The organism is Micromonospora sp. WMMA1363 (genome assembly GCF_030345795.1).
Classification (GTDB): Bacteria; Actinomycetota; Actinomycetes; order Mycobacteriales; family Micromonosporaceae; genus Micromonospora.
This window is the reverse complement of the sequence record NZ_JAUALB010000001.1, coordinates 3,268,947-3,285,225: the sequence shown is the minus strand read 5'-3', so window position 1 is coordinate 3,285,225 and position 16,279 is coordinate 3,268,947. Positions and strand designations below refer to the sequence as shown.

At 69.3% G+C, this 16,279-nt stretch carries 13 protein-coding genes, 3 tRNA genes and 1 pseudogene; 13 read left to right on the top strand and 4 right to left on the bottom strand.

What is annotated here, in order from left to right; all coding sequences use genetic code 11:
- Window positions 1-61: 61 nt before the first annotated feature.
- Window positions 62-253 (bottom strand): hypothetical protein, encoded by a 192-nt coding sequence (locus tag QTQ03_RS15140; protein WP_289278599.1) that lies wholly within the window; start codon window positions 251-253, stop codon window positions 62-64.
- Between the two features lie 118 nt (window positions 254-371).
- Here QTQ03_RS15140 and QTQ03_RS15135 point away from each other — a divergent pair, with 118 nt between their 5' ends.
- Together QTQ03_RS15135 and QTQ03_RS15130 are read left to right on the top strand one after the other, a co-directional pair.
- Complete coding sequence (locus QTQ03_RS15135) at window positions 372-776, top strand: hypothetical protein (RefSeq protein ID WP_289278598.1); 405 nt, start codon at window positions 372-374, stop codon at window positions 774-776.
- Between the two features lie 285 nt (window positions 777-1,061).
- Entirely contained in the window at window positions 1,062-2,114 is a 1,053-nt protein-coding gene (locus QTQ03_RS15130; protein WP_289278597.1) for a DNA polymerase III subunit beta family protein, read from the top strand.
- Between the two features lie 610 nt (window positions 2,115-2,724).
- On the opposite strand, the pseudogene QTQ03_RS15120 reads toward QTQ03_RS15130, so the two are convergent.
- Window positions 2,725-3,007: pseudogene (locus tag QTQ03_RS15120) on the bottom strand (RRQRL motif-containing zinc-binding protein); the annotation flags it as partial.
- 254 nt (window positions 3,008-3,261) lie between these two features.
- On the opposite strand from QTQ03_RS15120, the gene QTQ03_RS15115 reads away from it, so the two are divergent.
- A complete protein-coding gene (locus QTQ03_RS15115) occupies window positions 3,262-4,578 on the top strand; it encodes a CLIPPER-2 domain-containing protein (RefSeq protein WP_289278595.1) in 1,317 nt (438 codons plus the stop codon).
- 280 nt (window positions 4,579-4,858) lie between these two features.
- Here the strand turns inward: QTQ03_RS15115 and QTQ03_RS15110 are convergent, their stop codons facing one another.
- Complete coding sequence (locus tag QTQ03_RS15110; protein WP_289278594.1) at window positions 4,859-8,668, bottom strand: carbohydrate binding domain-containing protein; 3,810 nt, start codon at window positions 8,666-8,668, stop codon at window positions 4,859-4,861.
- Window positions 8,669-9,522: 854 nt separating this feature from the next.
- Entirely contained in the window at window positions 9,523-9,960 is a 438-nt protein-coding gene (locus QTQ03_RS15105; RefSeq protein ID WP_289278593.1) for a hypothetical protein, read from the bottom strand.
- Between the two features lie 479 nt (window positions 9,961-10,439).
- Between QTQ03_RS15105 and QTQ03_RS15100 the strand changes: the two genes are divergently transcribed.
- From QTQ03_RS15100 to nusG, 10 genes are all read left to right on the top strand, one after another.
- Window positions 10,440-10,589: a hypothetical protein gene (locus QTQ03_RS15100; RefSeq protein ID WP_289278592.1), complete on the top strand. Its 150-nt coding sequence runs from the start codon at window positions 10,440-10,442 to the stop codon at window positions 10,587-10,589.
- Between the two features lie 27 nt (window positions 10,590-10,616).
- Complete coding sequence (locus QTQ03_RS15095; protein WP_502889760.1) at window positions 10,617-13,184, top strand: putative bifunctional diguanylate cyclase/phosphodiesterase; 2,568 nt, start codon at window positions 10,617-10,619, stop codon at window positions 13,182-13,184.
- Between the two features lie 92 nt (window positions 13,185-13,276).
- Window positions 13,277-13,349, top strand: a tRNA-Thr gene (locus QTQ03_RS15090).
- 25 nt (window positions 13,350-13,374) lie between these two features.
- A tRNA-Met gene (locus QTQ03_RS15085) sits at window positions 13,375-13,447 on the top strand.
- 133 nt (window positions 13,448-13,580) lie between these two features.
- A complete protein-coding gene (gene rpmG / locus QTQ03_RS15080) occupies window positions 13,581-13,748 on the top strand; it encodes a 50S ribosomal protein L33 (protein WP_007073056.1) in 168 nt (55 codons plus the stop codon).
- 124 nt (window positions 13,749-13,872) lie between these two features.
- Window positions 13,873-14,319, top strand: coding sequence for a MaoC family dehydratase N-terminal domain-containing protein (locus QTQ03_RS15075; RefSeq protein WP_289278591.1), 447 nt, complete (start codon window positions 13,873-13,875; stop codon window positions 14,317-14,319).
- The gene (locus QTQ03_RS15070) at window positions 14,319-14,711 is read left to right on the top strand and encodes a MaoC family dehydratase (protein WP_289278590.1); all 393 of its coding nucleotides are present in this window, start codon (window positions 14,319-14,321) and stop codon (window positions 14,709-14,711) included. The genes QTQ03_RS15075 and QTQ03_RS15070 overlap by 1 nt, the downstream gene beginning before the upstream one ends.
- Window positions 14,712-14,840: 129 nt before the next feature.
- Window positions 14,841-14,913 (top strand) — tRNA-Trp (locus QTQ03_RS15065).
- Window positions 14,914-15,125: 212 nt separating this feature from the next.
- Window positions 15,126-15,515, top strand: a complete 390-nt coding sequence (gene secE, locus QTQ03_RS15060; protein WP_289278589.1) for a preprotein translocase subunit SecE — start codon at window positions 15,126-15,128, stop codon at window positions 15,513-15,515.
- 38 nt (window positions 15,516-15,553) lie between these two features.
- Window positions 15,554-16,276: a transcription termination/antitermination protein NusG gene (gene nusG, locus QTQ03_RS15055; RefSeq protein ID WP_289278588.1), complete on the top strand. Its 723-nt coding sequence runs from the start codon at window positions 15,554-15,556 to the stop codon at window positions 16,274-16,276.
- Window positions 16,277-16,279 lie beyond the last annotated feature (3 nt).

Below are 16,279 nucleotides of genomic sequence, written 5' to 3'. Positions count from 1 at the left end.
TGTGTCCATGGCCTCGACACAGTCCAAGCGGTAGTCCTCGTAAACACTCACACGGGCCCCATCACGTTTGACTTCCCGGATTTGAGGCGTAGAGCGGGCACCCGCGGGCGAACGCCACTACGCCCGTGGTCTGGAAGTCCCGGATGTTGCCCAAGCCGTTGTCGATGTCGTCGAAGGTGAAGATGTCCGGGTGGCTCGCCATGTGCCATTCCCTCCTAGCGTGGAGGCCAGAGCTTGAGGGATAGAGGTTCATGGCTGACGAGACGCAGTTTGATCCGGAGTTCCGGGGCGGGTGCGGTGCGCATCGTGCGGGAGACGGGTAAGTCGATCGCTCAGGTCGCGCGTGACTGGGGATGACCCTTGCGAACTGGGTGAAGAGGGACCACCAGACTCGCAGTGAGGCCGCTGTTGGGCAGTTGTCGGAGGACGAGCGGGCGGAGCTGGCCCGGCTGCGGCGGGAGAACGCCGAGCTGGCGGTGAAGCGTGATGTCCTCAAGCGATCCGTGGTCCTGTGGGTGATGGAAGCGACCGGGCCGGTGGGCGTGGCCGGGTTCATCGCTTCCCAGCGGACCGAGCATGGCGTGCCACACGCGGTGGCCTGCCGGGAGTACATCCACCGCCACCAGTTCCGCAACCGTACGGAGGCCCGCCTGAAGATCGCGACCGGGATCACCGACTTCTACAACCGACGCCGCCGACACTCTGCCTGCGACTGGCGTTCACCTATCGACTATGAACGATCAGAGACCCGCGCCCTGGAGGCCCAGGCCGCATAACGGAGCCCCCACGATTCCAGGGGATTGACACCCGTAGCAGGAGCGCGACCGCGAACTGGTCACGGTGTTCGTTGATGAACGTCATGACCGCCGCCGGGTCGGGTCGGTGAGTCGGCCCGGGTCGCGGTGCCAGACCAGCTGGGCTGGTCCGTCTCCCCGGGCCGCTTCCCGAACCCGGCGTGCACCTCTCAATGCACCGGGCTGGCTGGCTGCGGGGGCAGAATCAGTCCGCGACTTGACTCTCGAGTTGGTCGAGGGGGCAGGGTTCGGGGTGTGGGGAGTGACTTGCGGAGCATCGGCGAGACGGCGCGGGCCAGCGGGCTCGGTGTGAGTGCGCTGCGGTTCTACGACCGCGCGGGGGTGCTGGTGCCGGCCGTGGTCGATCCGGGTAACGGCTACCGGTGGTACAGCGAGCCGCAGGTCGACCAGGCCCGCTTGGTTGCCGGTCTGCGTCGGGTCGGTATGCCGGTGGCCGGGATCGTCGCGGTGCTCGGCGCCGAGCGGGCGGCTGCGCATCGACTGGTGGATGCGCACCTGCGTCGTCTCGAAGACGGCCTGGCCGATGCCCGCCGCGAGCTCTCCCGTGTTCACGCCCTTCTCGACACTCAGGAGAACCCGATGACCACCGTGACCCTGTCCCGCGCCGTCCTGGCTGCCGCCCTCGACTCCGTGCGCTTCGCCGTGGGTAGCGACCCCGAGTTGCCGATGTTGGCCGGCGTCCTGGTCGACGCCGAGGCCGACGGGGTGACGTTCGTGGCCACCGACCGCTACCGGATGGTCGTCCACCGCGAGCCGGCGACCGTCGACGGACCGGCCACCCGGGTGACAGCCCCGGTCTCCTGGGTCGACCGGCTCCGCGACCATCCTGGGCGGCACGAGCCGGTGATCCTGCACCTGGACAGTGTGGAGATCGAGGCGGCCGGTGACGGGTGGACGATCAAGGACGCGCCGCTGGCGTACGACTACCCCGACTACCGCCGGGCCATCCAGGCGAGCACCGCCGACGGCAGCCCGCGCCGCGCGCCGGTCGACGCGGCCGCACTGCGGGCCGCGGTGGGCGGCGCGCCCCGGGTGCTCCACACGCACGAGGGCGTCGACCACGAGCTGGCGGTGCTGGCCATCGGCGCCGCGGGCGGGATCGACGTGGTCGGTGCGCAGGAGTGGCGCGCCGGACAGGACCGGCACGTCGCGGTCAACCGGGAGTTCCTGCTGGAGGCGCTGAATGCCGGCGGTGAGGGCCAACTCGTGCTCGAGCTGGACGGCCCGATCCGCCCGCTGGTTATCCGGCGGCCCGCCGACGACCGCGCCTGTTCGCTGCTGATGCCGGTCAAGCCGTAGGTCCGACCAGCCGGGACCGCCCGGTCGGCGCCCCACACCGCCGACCGGCCGGCGCTCGCATCGGCCGCTTCCGCACCGCAGAGACCACCGGGAACAGGTCCAGCTCGACGCTCCGCGTACGCCGATGACCAAGTGTCGACGGTGCGGATCTGGTCGCTGCGGCAGCGGCCGGTGTCGAGGTGACCGTCAAACACGCGCGTCATCACGTGCCCGCACATGCCGCGAGGTGTTGGTCACCGAAGGTGTCGTTTTCTGCCACTGGCGCCCAGAGGTGTGCTCGATGAGAGTGCGCAAGGGAGGACGGAGGGCCTTCAACCCGGATCGTCATCGCGAGACGTTGGAGACCGATGGCGGTAACCCGTAAATGCCGCGGTCGCAGTCACGGTGGCGTCGTCGATCGCGCTCTGATCGATGCTCCAGCGACAGGCCATCGCCATCACGTCGGACTCGGACGGCGTGGTTTCGTACCAGGCTGTCCACTCATCGTCCGACCAGTGTTCCCACCCGGGCTCCAGACCGCGAGTGTCGATGCCCAACTCGACCTCGTCGGCTGTCGGAGCACCGACGAACAGCGGCACCTCGCCTCGCTCGCCGGCGACCTGGGTAGCCGGCACTCCCGCTTTGAGCCGAAGCGACACGGCGGCGTGCCGCAGGTCGGGCAGGTGCGGCGGGCGGTCAGCGCGGCGCGTACCGCCCGGAGCTGGGTGGGGACGGTGCGTTTCGGGCCGGCCAGATCAACCCGGTACGGGTAGGCCGTACAGGTGCCGCCGACCCCCCCCCGTGCCACAGGATCGAGTGGCGATTGGCTGACCACCCGGGCCGCAAGCCGGCGGCGCGCAGTGGACGGCGCGTGGCGTAGCCAGGCGAGGATCCCGCCACCAGACGGTGGGGATGCCATACCGATCTCCCTCCGGGTTCCCCTATGCGGCGCGAACACGCGACACCAGGGCCACGCGGCGCGGGTCGGTACGGGTGCGGGGTCGAATATCGGTACTGCGGTTGGCGGTAGCGATCGTCCTCAACCCGGACTGCGCCGCGATGGCAGTGGCCCGTACCCCGTTTCGAGGAAATCTCACTCACCCACGCTGGTTGCGTAGCAAATTCTGGTTAGCTCCCTTTGGTCTCAATAATGGTCAGGAGGGTGTAAATGAGAAGAATCTTTAGGTTCAAAGGGGGCGGACTGCCAGGTGTGCTGGGCGTCGCCGTCGTACAAGCGGGCACGCTACTGGTGGCCGCTACGCCGGCCGCCGCGCAGGAGACCATCAGCATCAATCCGGGCAATGTGCCGACCACGGCGGCGAGCTACACCCAGAACTGCGATCCCAACCTGGGTGGCGGACCCTATCCGAACGAGGACGTCTGGGTCTTCAACCTGCCGGGCAACCCGGCCACGAGCGGGACGTTCCAGTCGATCAACCCGACGTTCAGCACGCCGACCGGCACGGTCATCGAAACGATCCCATCGGGGACGTACCCCAGCGCGATCGTGAACAACATGGGCACCAGCAAGGCCTGGATCCGACTCCCGGCCGGATGGACGCTCACCGGAGCAACTGCCGTGATCTCCGGTACGGCGGACTTCTTCGTGCTCACCCACACCTGCGCCGCCAGCAACCCCACGGTGGACCCGAAGCTGACCCTGACCAAGACCGGAACCCCCGCCAGCGGACTCAAGGCCGGCGACCCGGTCACCTACACCTACACGGTGACGAACACCGGCAACGTGACCGTCACCGAAATCACCGTCGTCGACGACACGGTGACCGGCATCACCTGCCCCGCGGCTCAGCCGGGCAACCTCGCCCAGGCTGAGCTCGCGCCGGGGGAGCGCCTCGCCTGCACCGGCACGTACACCGTCACCCAGCAGGACGTGAAGAAGGGTCAGATCGTCAACACGGCACAGGCGCAGGGCGATTACGAAGACCAGGTGGTGCCGTCCAACGAGGCCACGTTCACCGTCACCACCAAGGAGAAGAAGGTGGTGCAGGTCGGCCTGTCCATCGACAAGAAGGCCCGGGTCGACTCGGACTGCCGCAACACCTGCCAGGGGGAGGGCTTCGCGGCCAAGGGCGACCGGATCATCTACACCTACCGGGTGTACAACTCGGGCACGGTGGCCGTCACCAACGTCACGGTAAACGACCCGACCGCCGGCCACGTCGTCTGCAACACCACCACCCTGGCACCGGGCACCTTCACCGACTGCCACGCTGTCACACCGTACGTGGTCGGCTGGGCGGACACCGAGAAGGGCAAGGTCACCAACACCGCGTACGCCTCCGGCACGTACGGCCCGCAGACCGTGGTCTCCGACCCGGCCGTGGTCACCATCTGCATCACACAAGGAAAGTCCGACCACCGGAAGCCCGACAGGGACAAGAAGCAGCGCAACGACGACGACCAGAACCGCCCTGACGGAAAGGACCGGTTCCACGGCGTCCCCGAAGACGTCGGCCACTTCTGATCGAGGGATCGAGAGGGCCCCGGGTCCCGAATACGGCATCCGGGGCGTCTCCCTTCCCGTCCGCGGGAGGGGGCCCCTGACCAGTGCGAACGCCGGTCAGGGGCCGCCCTACGACCTGCGGCACGCGGCGGCTTCGCTCTGGCTTTTGCCGGCGTCCCATCGGCCGAGGTCGCCCGGCGCCCGGGCCACGGCGTCGATCGATCGTCCGATGTTCCGGCCGCGCGCCGTCCCCGGGCGGCGTCCCGATCGGATCGGACCGGGACACCGCCCAGGTTCCGGGTCAGCCGGCCGCGACCCGCCAGGCCGCGGCGAGCTTCAGCGCCGCCGTGGTCGGTTTGCCGATCAGTAGCGCGTGCTCGGCGTCGGCGGTCAGCGTGGCGGTTCGCGTCGTCGAGGCGGCTGCAACCCCTTCCCGTCCGATCGCCGCCTGCGCGACGTCTCGGAGCGCCGACACCAGCAGTTCGTGCTGTGCCGCGTCGTCTCGGTTGGTGGGGGCCAGCAGGGCCGAGACCACCGTCAGGTCCTTGACCACCCGACGCTCGTCGCGCACGGAGCCGTCGGCGTGCCAGGAACTCCCGTCGCGCAGCGACCGGTCCAGCAGCGTTACCGCGGCGCGGATCCAGCCGTCATGCTTGATCTCCGCCAGTTCGGCACGCAGCTGGCGCAGCCGGTCTCGGGTCGCATCGGTACGCAGGCCCCAGCCGTACGCGTACAGCGGGTCGTAGCCAGCATCGCCGACGTTGATCGGCTCTTGGTCCAACGAACGCGGCCAGGACACCGGCAGTCGACCGGTGAACGGCCGCTCGCCGAAGAGCACGTCGGCCACGCCGGCCCCCTCGGTGCCGGGCAGCCAGGAGGCCACCACGGCGTCCGCTTGGGCGAGCGTCTCGTCGAGCACGAGCGGACGACCGGACACCACCAGCACCACGCAGTCGGCCACCGCAGAGCAGACCCTGTCGACGGTGCCCCGCTCGGCGGCACTCAACGTCATGGTGAAGCCGTTGTTGCCAACGTCGCCCTGGCCCTCCGCGTACGGCCGCTCGCCGACCACGACGACAGCCCGGTCGTGCCCGGCCAGCGGCGCGGAGGCGTCGGCGCTGTAGGTGATCTCGGCGTCCGGTGCGACCTGCCGCATGCCCTCGAGGATGGTGGTGCCCGGGGTGATGTCGCCGTTGTTGCCCTGCCAGGTGATGGTCCAGCCGCCGGACTGCGCGCCGACGTCGTCGGCGTTGCCGCCGGCGACGTAGAGCTTGCCGGTGGTGGCCAGCGGCAGCACCTGACCGGTGTTGCGGAGCAGCACCTGGGACTTCGCGGCTGCCTCGCGGGCCACCGCCCGGTGCGCGGGCGAGCCCACGTCGGCCAGGTGGGCCCGGTCGGTGAACGGCTGCTCGAAGAGTCCGAGGTGGAACTTCTGGGTCAGGATCCGGCTGACCGCGTCGTCGATGCGGGACATCGGCACGTTTCCGGCCTCGATCTGGCCGCGCAGCGTCTCCTCGAAGCGTTGGTACTCGTTCGGCACCATGATCATGTCCAGGCCAGCGTTGATCGCGGTCCGCACGTCGCTGGCGTAGTCCCCGGGGATCTGGTCGATCGCGGCGTAGTCACTGATCAGGAAGCCGTCGAAGCCGATGTCCTGCTTCAGGACGTCGGTGAGCAGTTCCTTGTGGGCGTGCATCTTCACCGGGTTGCCCACGCCGTCGTCGGTGAAGTCGACGCTCGAGTAGGACGGCATGATCGTCCCCGCGTGGTGCTTGCGCACCGCCGGCACGTACGGCCCCAGGTGGATGCGGTCGAACTCTTCCCGGCTCATGATGGCGACGCCCTGGTCGATCGGGTATCCACCGTTGCCCGGCTGGTAGGCGGTCCCGCCGTCGCCGGCGTAGTGCTTCACCGAGGCGAGCACCCGGTCGGCGTCCTTGCGGTCGGCCAGCGAGCGGCCCTGGAGCCCGTCGATCACCGTCTCGTTGGCGACCACCAGCGCCGGATCCTCCCCGTAGGCCTCGTAGGTGCGCCCCCACCGGTCGTCGCGGGCCACGCAGGCGCACGGTGCGAACGACCACTGCGGCCCGGTCGCCCGGGTCTCCTTGGCGGTGATGTGCCCGGCCCGTTCGACGAGGTCCGGGTCACGAGCCGCGCCGAGCCCGATGTTGTGCGGGAAGATCGTGGCGCCCCGGAGGTTGCTGTGGCCGTGCACCGCGTCGACGCCGTAGACCAGCGGGATCTGCAACCGGGTCTGCAGCGTACGCGTCTGGTAGCCGTCGACCATGTCCGCCCAGGACTCGGGGGTGTTCGGGTCGGGCGTCGAACCGCCACCGGAGAGCAGCGAGCCGAGTCGCCAGGTGGCCGGATCGTCCGGGGCGTCGAGGGCGTTCCGCTCGGCCTGGGTCATCTGGCCGACCTTCTCCTCGACCGACATCCGTCCGAGCAGGTCGGCGACCCGCTCGTCGACCGGCCGGGACGGGTCCAGGTACGGCAGGTCGTGCGCGTTGACGACGATGTTCGGCAGGTCCTCGGTGACGGCGAGGCCATTCCCGGACAACGTCAGCGGGATGTTCTCCGCCGTCTCCGCCTGGTCGTCGGTGAGCGTCCGCACGGTGATCTGCCGGGTGGCCCCGGACGCGGTACCGGCGGGGAAGACGAACTCTCCCTCGACCGGCTCGTAGTCCTCGCCGACGGTGGCCGAGCCGCTGCCGGTGGCGTACCGCAGGGTCACGTCGTCGTCCAGCGGCAGGTCATCGGTGTTGGTGAGCCGGATCGTGACGGTCGCCGAACCACCCTCGTCGAGCAGGGTGACCGCCGGGGTGGCGTCCACCCGCACCGTCGGCCTCACCTCGGGCACGCCATACACCTGGACGTCGTCGATGCGCAAGGTGTCGGCGTACCCGGCGCTGGGCTGCATGGCGTAGCCCCACATCCGGTCGAGGTCCAGCTCCTGGTTGATGCCGCCGACGGGTTGATAGTCGGTGCGGTATCTGAACTGGGAGAACGGGATCTCGACCAGCCGCCAGCCGACCCAGTCCTCGGTGAAGCTGGTGGTCCAGAGTTCGCTGTGCTCGGCGTCCGCCCCGCCGTCCTTGATCTCCAGGTTGATCCGGTGGCCGGCGCCGGGCGCGGCCGGTGGCACGGTCAGCGGGCTGAAGTACCAGAACCGAAACCCGCCGAAGCGGCTCCAGTCCTGCGGCTCGGTGTCGAAGCTCAGATTGTGTGCGAAGCCGGCCCAACTGGTGGTCGTGTCCACGGCCACGGCAAGGGCCCGGTTGCCGGCGGGCACGTCGTCGCGGGGCGCGTCGACGTAGCTCAGCTCCGGGACCCGGGAGGCGTCTCCGCTGAAGGTGATGATGCCGGGCTGCCCGGCCGGCGGGTGGAGTGGCGGCTGCGGGGCCTCGAAGTCGGCGACCGTCGCCACGTTCGTGAACAGCTCCACCTGGTCGAAGTGCAGCTCACCGGCGCCCTGTGGCAGGTTGACCGCGAACCCCCACATCCGGTCGAGTTGGAGCTCCCGGTCCTTCGGACCGTCCCCCGGCTGGTAGCTGGTCCGCCAGACGAACTCGGGGAAGGTCGTGCGGATCTGCTTCCACCCGGTGGAGTCGTCGACGAAGAACGACTCCCACAGCTCCGATGCCTCACCGTGCGCGCCGCCGTCCTTGATCTCGAACTGGACGCGGCGGCCGGTGCCCTCCCCCTTCACCCAGAACGAGAACCCGTCGTACGCCCGCCAGTCCTGGTGGCCGTCCGGGGCGACGAAGTTGTGGGTGAAGCCGCCCCAGCCGTCGATGTCGTACCGAACGGCGAAGGTGTCGTCGTCGCCGCCCGCGCCTGGCCGGTCCCCGGTCGCAACGGTGGACACCACAGGTCGTTCGGCGTCGGTGGAGGCGAAGAGCATGACCTCGGGCGGCACGCCGTCCTCGTAGTCCTCGACCGTCTGTAGGACGCCGGCCGCAGGCGGTTCGACGCCGGCGCTGTTGGCCGTTACCTGGCCCGGCAGGGCCTGTACGACCCCTGGCGTGACCAGGAGGGACGCGGCAAGAGCGAGGATGAGCAGGGCGGCGGTACGGAAGCCGCCCCGCCTGCGATCAGGATCGGGATGCACGGTGCCTCCTGTGGTGGGGGTAGGGGTACGCGGGCAGGGTGGACCGACCGCGCCCTCGGTCGCGGGGGACGGGCAGGCCTGCAGCCGGGTGCGAGCGGCGCCTCACGTCGGGTGCGTGAGAACGCTCTCACAGATTGTTGTAAGGTACAACATATTGGCGACGGTGGCTTCCTACGCGTGTTCCGCTTGATCTCCGGAACGTGGCGTAGCGGCCATCATCGAAATCCCCAGACGATCTGATCGTCCACCGCCCGGGTAGCGCGCGCTGGGGCCAACAGCTCGAGCTCAACCCGCGTCGCGCCCGGCCTCGCGGAGCAACGTCACCGCCCGAGTGCCCTTCAGGTGGAATCGTGCTGTAGCCGTGACGCCTTCATGGACCCTCGCTTTTCGCGGAAGCGCCCTGGCGACGGGTGGGCGCATCTCCAGGCGCTCATGGGGTCAAATACGCTGATCACCACGTCCACGTAGAAAGCCGGTCCCGGCGAGGGTGGCGCTCGATCTCGGGATCGTGAGCGACGTGGTGGCCCTGGAACGGCTAGACGAGCGGGCATGGGAGATCGCCGAGTTCATCATGAAGCGTCCCGGCTCTCCCGCTGGCCGCGTCATCACATCCTGTCGCGACTATTCAAGGAACTCGTCGCCGAATACTCCGGTTCTCAGCTGGCGCAGCAGATGCCGGGAACACAGCGGCTCCCCCGCTCTCACGGAGCAGGGCGAGTAGTCCGTGGCCGTCCTCGATCCGGGCGTCCGGCCGGGCGCCCGGGTGCGGGGGATTCTCCCACTGTGATCGGGTGGGAAAAGCGGTCGGGTCGGCGCCCTCGTCACGATGCTGCCGAACGGCTTCGCCGGTGGAACTACGGTGTAGCCTCGTGCCCCGGCATGCCGTGGGTCCGGCGCCGCTGTTTCATTTCCGCCTCGTAGAGGTGCCGCCGCCCACCGGCCAGCGTCTCTCGGGCGAAGTGTTCGATCTCCTGGAACGCCGCGTAGTATCCGTCATCGAACTCTTCCACGATCTGAAACGTCCACCGCCCGGGCAGTACGTTACGGCCCAGCAACTCATGCTCCACGCGGTCAGCGACCTCGTCATGTCCGCCCCGCCGCAGCAGCTCGACCACCCGATCGAGGGTAAGGTCGGCGCCGCCGACGAGTTGATGCGCGGAATACAGGTGCCCGCGTACGCGGTGGATCGTCCCTAACGCCTTGCTCAGCTCGCCGAGTGCCTCGACGGTGGTGTCAGCGACGTTCGTCGGCCGCGAATGCTCTTCGTCTGTCGATCGCTCATCGTGGGTCACCGGCGTGCGGTACCCGGTGGCAGGCTGTTCACGCACCTACCGGCCGACACGGGGCTGGCGTTGTCGGGGCGGGACGTGTCCGGTGTGCGGGTCGGCGGCGGGGCTGCTGGACGCGGTGGTGGCGGCACGACGCGGTCGGTTCCGCGTGAGAGCTGCCGAGCTCGACCCGCCGCCCATCGCCGATGCCGACCGCCCGTGACCCCGTCATCCCGTCCGGCCTGCCCAGCCGCGCCGCCACTGTCCGCCCAACCACCTGAGGTGTCCAACCGAATGCTGCCGCCGGTCGCGCTGCGTGCCGGCCGCATCGGCTGGCAGGCGACCGCCCTGCCGTGGGTGGCCACCAGGGCAGCCGACGGCGCTAAACGGCTGATTTCTGGAGGGCGACGCCGACCCGGGGGCCTCTCGCCTTTTCCGTGTGCCCGAGGTGTGGCACCATCGTGGAACTCCACCCTTCCATGACCGCCCTGACAGGAGCGAACATGTCTGCTCGAAGGTTGGGCCGACTGGTCGGCTCACTGGTCGCTCTCGCCGCGCTGATCGTGTTTGTCTTCGCGGAGCCCCATGCCGACCACAAGCAGGTGGACTTCGAATGGGGCATGACCGCCGCCAGCCAGGTGAGCGTGCGGTAGGAAGTCCCACTGGCGAAGGCCGGTGGGATGCCACAAGGTCCCTGCGGCGATCGGAGGAGACCGGTGTCCGTACGCACCTCCCGATCGAGCCGCAGGACTGAGAACGCCTGGTTGATCACCGGCCTGCTGGCCATGGTCACCGTCGTCTGTGTGACCGGGCTGGCGCTGGGGGCGCGGCCCGCGCTCGGCGAATGGCCGCTCACCCTGGCGATGCTGGCGGTAATGGTGGCCGCCGCGCTTCCGACGATCAACGTGGTGGTTCGCCGGCAGGCGCTCAACCTCACGCTCACGGAGATTCCCCTGGTGGTGGCGTTCTACCTGCTGCCACCGCTGTCCGTCGTCCTGGCGTACACGCTGGCGACGCTCCTCGTCCAGATCCGCCGAAGCCTGGCCCCGGTCAAGTTCTGGTTCAACATCTTCCGCGCCGCCGCGGCCACCTCGCTGGCCAGCCTGGTGCTCTTGGCGCTGCCGGACCCGGTCGGGATCGAGCCGGATGCCTGGGCTGCCCTGTCCGCCGCCACCAGCGTGCACACCCTCGTCACCCTGGCCGCCGTGATCGCGGTCATCGCCGTCGCTCAGGGCTGGCAGGCGGGTTGGGAGATCGCCCGCAACTCCCCGCCGGCGCTGCTCGCGGCAGCCGTGAATGTGGCGGTCGGCCTGCTCATCGTGATCACCGTCGTCGCCACCGGGGGGTGGGGCTTCCTCCTCTTCGCGGTTTTCGCTGCCGGGCTGTTCCTCGTCTACCGCTCGTACACACAGTTTCTCCGGCAACACCGCACGCTCAACGACATGTACCAGCTCGCGCGGGCCATGACCGAGAGCAGCCGGGACGGCACGCTGGTCGATGCTCTCCTCGGGCGCGTGCGGGCGCTCATGCAGGCCGAGTACGCGACGCTCTGGCTACCCGCCCAGGGTCGCTATCCCGAGGTGCTTCTGACCGCCCAGGACGACCGCCGCGGCTTGCTCGACGTCGCCGTGACTCCAGCGGCTTTGCGGGAGCGCGCACGCAGCGAGTCGCGGGTGCTGACGTCCGGCGCGCACCTGTCGGCGGAGACCGCGGCCCGGGGGATCCTGCGGGGCGAGCCGGTGAAGGACGTCATCATACTCCCGCTACGTTCCGGGCCGGCCGTGATCGGGACCTTGGAGGTCGTGAACCGACTCGGCGACACCAATCACTTCACGAGCGAGGACGTCCTGATCTTCGAGACGGTCGCCGCGCACGCGGCGGTCGCCCTGGAGAATTCGCGCCTGGTCGACCGGCTGCGGCACGACGCGTACCACGACACGCTCACCAAGCTGCCCAACCGGCGGCGGATCACCGCGGCTCTCGACGAGGCGGTGAAGATCCGGACGCCCGGCGAGGTGGTGGCGCTGCTCCTCTTCGACGTGGACCGGCTGCGCGAGGTCAACGAGTCGCTCGGCCACGCCGCCGGCGACAAGGTGCTCGTCGCGGTCGCCGAGCGGCTGCGTGGGTGCGCGCCCGCCGCCGCCCTGGTGGGCCGGGCGGGCGGTGACGAGTTCCTCGTGACCCTGCGCCTGGAAGGCGCGGAGGAGGCCCTGGACCTGGCGGCCCGGATGCGTGAGCAGATCCGCGCCGAGATGGTCTTCGACGGGCTCACCCTGGACGTCGACACGGCGGTGGGCGTCGCCGTCCACCCGGACCACGGCGGCGGGCCCGCCCTGCTGCTGCAACGGGTCGACCTCGCCGCCACGGCGGCCAAGGGCGTGCCGGGCAGTGTCCAGCTGTTCAACCCGGCGCTGGAGTCCCGCTCGCTGCGCCGCCTCGGTCTCGCCGGCGACCTGCGCCGGGCGCTGGACGGCGGTGAGCTGGAGGTCTACTTCCAGCCGAAGGTCACCCTGCGGGACCGGCGGCTGGTCGGCGTCGAGTGCCTGGCCCGCTGGGAGGATCCCGCGCACGGGTCGGTCGCCCCGGATGACTTCGTGGCGGTGGCGGAGCACACCGGCCAGCTCGACCGGCTCACGGAGCTCGTGCTCCGGGAGGGCCTGCGACGCAGTCGGGACTGGGCGCACGGGGGACACCCGCTCTCCGTCGCGGTCAACCTCTCCCCGCGTACGCTCACCGACCCGCACTTCCCGGCGAGGCTGAGTGACCTGCTCGACGAGTATGGTGTCCCGCCCCAACGGCTCACCGTGGAGATCCGGGAGTCCGGGGTGCTGGACGGGACCGACCGCCCGATTCCGGCCCTGCGTCGGCTGCGGGACCTGGGAGTGCGCCTCTCCGTGGACGACTTCGGCACCGGCTGCTCGTCCCTGGTGCACCTGCGGCGACTGCCCGTGCACGAGGTGAAGGTCGACCGCTCGTTCGTGCAGGGCATGGCGACCGACCCGGGGGACCTGGCGATCGTGAACGCCGTGGTCACGCTCTCCCAGCAGTTCGGTCTCGCCGTGGTGGCCGAGGGGGTGGAGAGCGAGCTGACCCTGGAACTGCTCCAGGACATCGGCTGTGAGATCGGCCAGGGCTTCCTGTTCAGCCGCCCGCTGCCGTACGAGCGGTTGGAGGCGTGGTTCGGCGCCCAGCTCGACCTGGAGGCGGTGCCCGTCGGCGAGCTGCCGCGCCTGCGCGCCGTGCCCTGACCTGGCACGGCATACCGTGGCGGGATCCGATTTCGTCTCGGCGAACGGGCCGTGTAGTCTTACCCCTGCGCGGCCACCGAGTGAACGCGCAGGCCCCCTTAGCTCAGTCGGCAGAGCGTCTCCATGGTAAGGAGAAGGTCTACGGTTCGATTCCGTAAGGGGGCTCAGAGGGTCCGGCTGGACCCGCCACGGCGGTGTAGCTCAGATGGCAGAGCAAGCGGCTCATAATCGCTGTGTCGCCGGTTCAAGTCCGGCCACCGCTACTCTCGTCCACCGGGCCGACTCCGGAGGTCGATAGGACGGGCGCCGCAGGCGCCCGCTTTGCATGTACGCGTCGTCAGCGCGTATGCTGACACGCCGTAGTTGGCACTTATTTAGCGAGGAAGGCACTCCGCCGTGGCGAAGGCGACCGATGTCCGGCCGAAGATCACTTTGGCGTGTGTGGAGTGCAAGGAGCGCAACTACATCACGCGCAAGAATCGTCGTAACGACCCGGACCGCATCGAGCTGAAGAAGTTCTGCCCGCGCGACGGCCGGCACACGGTCCACCGCGAGACCCGCTGACCTGCGGCCGGCCTCGCCGGCCCGGTCCCACAGCACTCCGATCGCCGATCTGCACGGACGGCGCGGCCCTGGGCCGCCCTGGCCGGGCAGATCGGCGATCGTGTTTTGCGTGTAGGTTCGCGGCATGTCCCTGGACCCGTCCTTCGTCGGCCGGACGTATCCGCCGACTGCCCCGTACCAGGTGTGCCGAGAGAAGATCCGCGAGTTCGCGACGGCGATCGGCGCCACCGACCCGGCCCACCACGATCCGGAAGCCGCCCGTGCGCTCGGCCACCCGGACGTGGTCGCGCCGCCAACATTTCCCGTGGTGCTCACCATGGCCGCCAGTCGGCAGATCATCGAGGACCCGGACCTCGGCGTCGACTACAGCAGGGTCGTCCACGGCGACCAGCGTTTCGCCTACACCCGTCCTGCGACTGCGGGCGACGAGTTGGTCTGCGCCAACGCCATCGAGGATGTCAGCGCCCGTGGTGGGCATGGATTCCTGACCACCCGGACCGAGGTCACCACGGTTGCCGGTGAACCGGTGGTCACCGTCTGGTCGAAGCTCGTCGTACGCGGGGAGGGCTGATGGAGCTGCCGGTGAGGAAGTTCCAGGTGACGCGTGCGGACCTGGTCCGCTACGCCGGTGCCTCGGGCGACTTCAACCCGATCCACTGGAGCGACCGGGTGGCAACGAAGGTCGGGCTGCCGGGCGTGATCTCCCATGGGATGTTCACGATGGCGCTGGTCGGCCGGGCGGTGACCGACTGGGCCGGCGCGCCCGACGCGGTGGTCGACTACGCTGTCCGATTCGCCCGTCCGGTGGTGGTCCCCGACGACGACCAGGGCACCGAGCTCGAGGTGACAGCCCTGGTCCGTGAGGTCACCGAAGACGGCCTGACCAGGCTGGACATCACCGTCACCTGCCACGGGGAAAAGGTGTTGTCACAGGCACGGGCGACCATCCGTACGCCGCGCTGAGCGATCTCGCGACGCGCGGGAGGGTGGACCGGTTGGGAAAGTAGTCGCACTACCCGTACACTGGTCCGCCGTGGGGCTCGTGACCCCTGCCTGGTCATGCGTGGCGGGTGGGGTGAGCGTTGGCCGCACAGGGGTGTAGCTCAATTGGCAGAGCAGCGGTCTCCAAAACCGCAGGCTGCAGGTTCAAGTCCTGTCACCCCTGCGCCTCAGGCCTGACCGTTCCGTGGGTCGCGCCGCCGTCCGGCGGCGTCCGGCCCGTGGTGGTGGCATCGGCGGGGTGGCTCCGAGGCACTCGGGCCCTCCGGTTCGATCCGCCGGCCGCGGCCCGTCGCGGGACGGTCGGGCCGGCCGGTGTGACCAGGCGCCGCGCACGTCGCGACGGCGTGCGAACGACATCCCGCGACGGAGGGCGAAGTGGCCGACAACAAGCGGCGCGGCGAGGACGCCGACGACGACCGCCTGAACGACGAGGTCGTCAGCGACGGCGCCGAGGACGATGCCGCCGACGCGGACGAGCCGGTTTCGCGGGGCGGCACCGCCACCCGTTCGCGGGCCAAGGCGGATTCCGCCGACGGCCGGAAGACGCGGACCGATGCCGAGAAGGTGGGCCTGTTCGGCCGCATCGTGCGTTTCATCCGCGAGGTCGTGGCGGAACTGCGTAAGGTCATCTGGCCGACCCGCAAGGAGCTGCTGACCTATACGGCCGTGGTGATCGCGTTCGTCGCGGTGATGCTGACGATCGTGGCCGGCCTCGACTACGCCTTCGCCAAGGGCGTGTTGTGGGTCTTCGGCAACCCCAGCTGACCGGCTGACTGTGCCGATAGTGACGGAAGTGAGCGAGCGTGCCTGAGTACGACGAGACCGCCGGACCCGTGGACGAGCAGTCCATGGTCGCGACGGCGGCTGGTGACGAGTCGGTCGAGGCCGCCAGCGAGCCGGAGCTACCCGCCAGCGGGGTGGCCGAGGACGAGAAGTTCGACCCGGTCGCCGAGCTGCGCCAGAAGCTGCGCTACGCGCCGGGTGACTGGTATGTGGTGCACTCGTACGCTGGCTACGAGAACAAGGTCAAGACCAACCTCGAGACCCGGATCACGTCCCTCGACATGGAGGACTTCATCTACCAGGTCGAGGTCCCGACCCGGGAAGAGGTTGAGGTCAAGAACGGCAAGCGGTCCCAGGTCCAGGCCAAGGTCTTCCCGGGCTATATCCTGGTCCGGATGGAGTTGACCGCGGAGTCCTACTCCTGCGTCCGTAACACTCCAGGCGTGACCGGCTTCGTGGGCGCCACCGACCGGGCCGACCGTCCGGCGCCACTGAGCCTCGACGAGGTGCTCAAGTGGCTGGCGCCGGCCGTGGAGACCGAGCAGAAGAAGGCCAAGCCCGAGGTCAAGGTTCTCGACTTCGAGGTCGGCGACTCGGTCACCGTCACCGACGGTGCCTTCGCCTCCCTACCGGCGACAATCAGCGAGATCAACGCTGACCAGCAGAAGCTCAAGGTGCTGGTGTCGATCTTCGGTCGGGAGACGCCGGTGGAGCTGAACTTCAACCAGGTCACCAAGATCTGACAT

What these genes read in the sequence shown, in the direction of transcription:
- QTQ03_RS15140 (WP_289278599.1), bottom strand. Translation starts at nt 253, where the DNA reads ATGAACCTCTATCCCTCAAGCTCTGGCCTCCACGCTAGGAGGGAATGG.
- QTQ03_RS15115 (WP_289278595.1), top strand. Translation starts at nt 3,262, where the DNA reads ATGAGAAGAATCTTTAGGTTCAAAGGGGGCGGACTGCCAGGTGTGCTG.
- QTQ03_RS15100 (WP_289278592.1), top strand. Translation starts at nt 10,440, where the DNA reads ATGTCTGCTCGAAGGTTGGGCCGACTGGTCGGCTCACTGGTCGCTCTC.
- QTQ03_RS15095 (WP_502889760.1), top strand. Translation starts at nt 10,617, where the DNA reads ATGCCACAAGGTCCCTGCGGCGATCGGAGGAGACCGGTGTCCGTACGC.
- QTQ03_RS15075 (WP_289278591.1), top strand. Translation starts at nt 13,873, where the DNA reads ATGTCCCTGGACCCGTCCTTCGTCGGCCGGACGTATCCGCCGACTGCC.
- QTQ03_RS15070 (WP_289278590.1), top strand. Translation starts at nt 14,319, where the DNA reads ATGGAGCTGCCGGTGAGGAAGTTCCAGGTGACGCGTGCGGACCTGGTC.